Origin of the sequence: Intestinibacter sp., from assembly GCF_051866655.1 — a bacterium.
Classification (GTDB): domain Bacteria; phylum Bacillota; class Clostridia; order Peptostreptococcales; family Peptostreptococcaceae; genus Intestinibacter.
The window spans coordinates 1-3315 of record NZ_JBJDXL010000355.1; the positions used below are offsets into that span (position 1 = coordinate 1).

Here is a 3315-nt window from a genome sequence, read left to right on the forward strand (position 1 = left end):
AGCTATTGAATAGCTCTAATATCATTTTTCTCTCTTTTCGCTTGAAATTTTTGAAATATGTATTTTCTGCTAATGATATGTCTCCCTCTGATAGTGCTACAGCTAATCTCAACACATCTGTGTATGTCTTAAATAAATGAGCAAATTCCTGTGTATTAACACCTTTGTTCAATAGTAACTTAGCTATGTAGACCATATTTTCTTTAAATGAAATAGCTTCTGGCAACATAGCTTTTATATTAGAATAATTGTAGTCAAATAAAATATCTAAATCTTCTCTGTCCTGCTCACTGTAGGCTGTTTTTGCGTTGATTATGTTTTTAGTTAAATTATTTATATCTTCTGGAAAGGCTATATCTATAGGCTTTAATTTCGTATTTATTCGCTTTGCTTCGTCTTTGATTTCATTTTCAACTATGCCAAACACTTCCAATACCTTGTTGAATTTTTCTCTATCAAATTCCAACTCTGCATATATAATGTTGAATATTATTGTATCTACAAAGTTCATAGATAATACTGTCTCAGGAAAATTAGGAAATAGAGGGTTCATATTTTCTGCATTTCCTATCATCTTGTTTATGTTGTCTATTAAAAAATCTTGTACCTCTAATATATATTCTTCTGTTGTCATCATCAAATGATTCATCAGCTTGTAGGATAATTTATATCCTAATTGCATTAAATTGCTGTTTAATACAGATATGTACGGTTTTAAATTTTTATTGAATTGTGCATCGGCGATATCCGATAATAGAATTTGTTGTTTTCTTCTCAAGATTACTTTATTTACATCTAGATTTTTCATAATGATTTCTCCTTAATTAAACAAGAAAAGCTATAGTTTAAAATTTTTATCATTTAATAAATTATGATAAATAGTAACTATAGCTTTATCTTTTATGGCAACTATATTTTCTAAATTCATTCTTTGAGCTGGTTGGCTTTATATTCCTACTAGAAGGAAGAAAATATATATCCATAATTATCTTATACAATACGTTATATGAAAAATCAAGTTTTTTAATATGTTTTTATCTAGAAATTTTTCCAACACCCTCATACATAAGCTTCTCGACATCTCCAAGCTCCACTAAGTTAGCATCTCCTTGGATACTATGCTTAAGTGCAGATGCGCATGTCGCAAATTCGCATACGTATTTTGGGTCTTTTTTATTTATAATAGAGTAGATTATCCCAGCGCTTAAACTATCTCCTCCACCTACTCTATCCACTATACTGTCTATGTTTATTTTGTTAGATAAATACAGTATTCCGTCAGTATAGTAGTTGCATTGTAGTTTATTTACTGAAGAGGACTCTATCTCTCTATGTGATGAGAATATGTGTTTTATATTAGGGTAAGTTTTGCTTATCTCATCGTAGTAGTATTTTAATTTTTCGTGCTTGTCTTCTGATTCGCAGTTCATAAGTAGTATGTTTTCTGCATCTAATATACCTGCTGATAGTATGTCGACATATGGTAGAACTTTTAAAGTAGCCTCTCTAGCTTCTTCTAAAGTCCACAATTTCGCTCTGTAATTTGAGTCGTAGCTTACCATTATACCGTTATTTTTGCAGTATTCTAGCATTTGCATAAGTAACTCTCTAAGATCATTAGAAAGCGCCAATGTTATCCCAGAAAAATGGAATACATCTACATCCTCTAGAGCCTTTTCTATATCGATATCTCCTATCTTCATGTTGCAAAATGCAGAGTTATCTCTGTCGTAAATTACCTTTGATGCTCTTATGCCACTTCCTACTTGTAGATAATATATTCCTGTTCTATGATCGCTTTTAGTCACAAACTTCGTATCTACATCGTAGCTTCTAAGATATCTCAATATGCTTTTTCCTATGTCGTCATTTGAAACTGAAGTTATCATCTTAGTGTCAATTCCAAAGTTCGATAGAGAAATCATCACATTAGCCTCTCCTCCACCGTAGTGGACATTGAAGGAATTACTTTGAGAAATCATATTTCCAACATCAGTCGAAAGTCTAAGCATTATTTCTCCAAATCCAGCAACCTTCATGTTAGCACCCTCTAGCTTCATTTAATTTAGCTATATAGCCTTCACATATTGAAGTTATCTCGTCGAATTTTCCTTCTTCGCCAAGCTTGTTTAATTCTCCTCCGATTCCAACTGCATCTACTCCTGCTTTTATCCAAGAATCTAAGTTATCTATATTAACTCCACCAGTTACCATTATGTTTGCATACGGAAGCGGACCTTTTATAGCTTTCACGTAGCCTTGACCAAATGCACTTCCTGGGAATAATTTTACGAAATCAACGCCAGCTTCGTGTGCAGATATTATTTCGTTTATAGTCATAACTCCTGGTAAATATGGAACCTTGTATCTGTTGCATATTTTAGCAGTTTCTGCATCAAATGCAGGTGATACTATATATTTTGCTCCAGCAAGCATCGCACTTCTAGCAGTTTCTGCATCTAAAACAGTTCCTGCACCTATTACTACATCGTCTTGTCCTGCATATATTTCGCTTACTTCTCTTATTATGTCGTTTGCGAATTTGTTTGTGTAAGCAACCTCTATAGCCTTTACTCCACCTTTTACGCACGCCTTTGATATTTCAACTCCAACCTCTTTAGAGTCTCCACGAACTACTGCTACTACACCACAGTCTTTTAATGCTTTTAATGTATTTATTTTTATCATGTCTGTTCTCCCTTAGTCTTAAAATTTAAATTAAAATCCGAAGTAATTTAACGCGTTGTCATGAGAAATGTTTTTAATCATCTTTTCTAATGTTCTATCGTCATTTGGATATTCGCCGTTTGCTACCCATCCACCGATTAATTCGCACATTATTCTTCTGAAGTACTCATGTCTAGTGTACGATAAGAAGCTTCTTGAATCAGTTAGCATTCCTATAAAGTTTCCTAATAAACTCAAGTTTGCTAATGAAGTCATTTGCTCTATCATACCTGCCTTGTGATCGTTGAACCACCATGCTGAGCCCTGTTGTATTTTTCCACAAACACCAGCCTCTTGGAAGCATCCTATTAGTACTCCTATAGCTGCGTTGTCAACTGGATTTAAGCTGTACAGTATAGTTTTTGGAAGCTTGTCCTCTTTGTTTAATGCGTCAAGATAAGATGATAATTGATCGATTGATACTCTGTTGTATATTCCATCGAATCCTGTATCTACACCTAATCTATTAAACATCTTTGTGTTATTATCTCTAGTAACACCGAAGTGTAGCTGCATAGCCCATCCTAGACGACTGTATTCTCCACCTACATATAACATACACGCTGTCTTGAATTGTAATTCTTCAGT

At 33.5% G+C, this 3315-nt stretch carries 4 protein-coding genes; all 4 read right to left on the bottom strand.

Annotated features, from left to right (window positions below):
• The coding region (locus tag ACI3VO_RS10605; RefSeq protein WP_439757895.1) for a hypothetical protein at window positions 1–808 on the bottom strand (808 nt) is incomplete at its 3' end.
• Window positions 809–1034: 226 nt separating this feature from the next.
• Window positions 1035–2060 (bottom strand): PfkB family carbohydrate kinase, encoded by a 1026-nt coding sequence (locus ACI3VO_RS10610; protein WP_439757896.1) that lies wholly within the window; start codon window positions 2058–2060, stop codon window positions 1035–1037.
• Window positions 2041–2688 carry a bifunctional 2-keto-4-hydroxyglutarate aldolase/2-keto-3-deoxy-6-phosphogluconate aldolase gene (locus tag ACI3VO_RS10615; RefSeq protein WP_439757897.1) on the bottom strand — a complete coding sequence of 216 codons (648 nt, stop codon included), beginning with the start codon at window positions 2686–2688 and terminating at the stop codon, window positions 2041–2043. The genes ACI3VO_RS10610 and ACI3VO_RS10615 overlap by 20 nt, the downstream gene beginning before the upstream one ends.
• A gap of 30 nt (window positions 2689–2718) precedes the next feature.
• On the bottom strand, window positions 2719–3315 hold a 597-nt coding region (locus ACI3VO_RS10620; RefSeq protein WP_439757898.1), incomplete at its 5' end, for a glucuronate isomerase.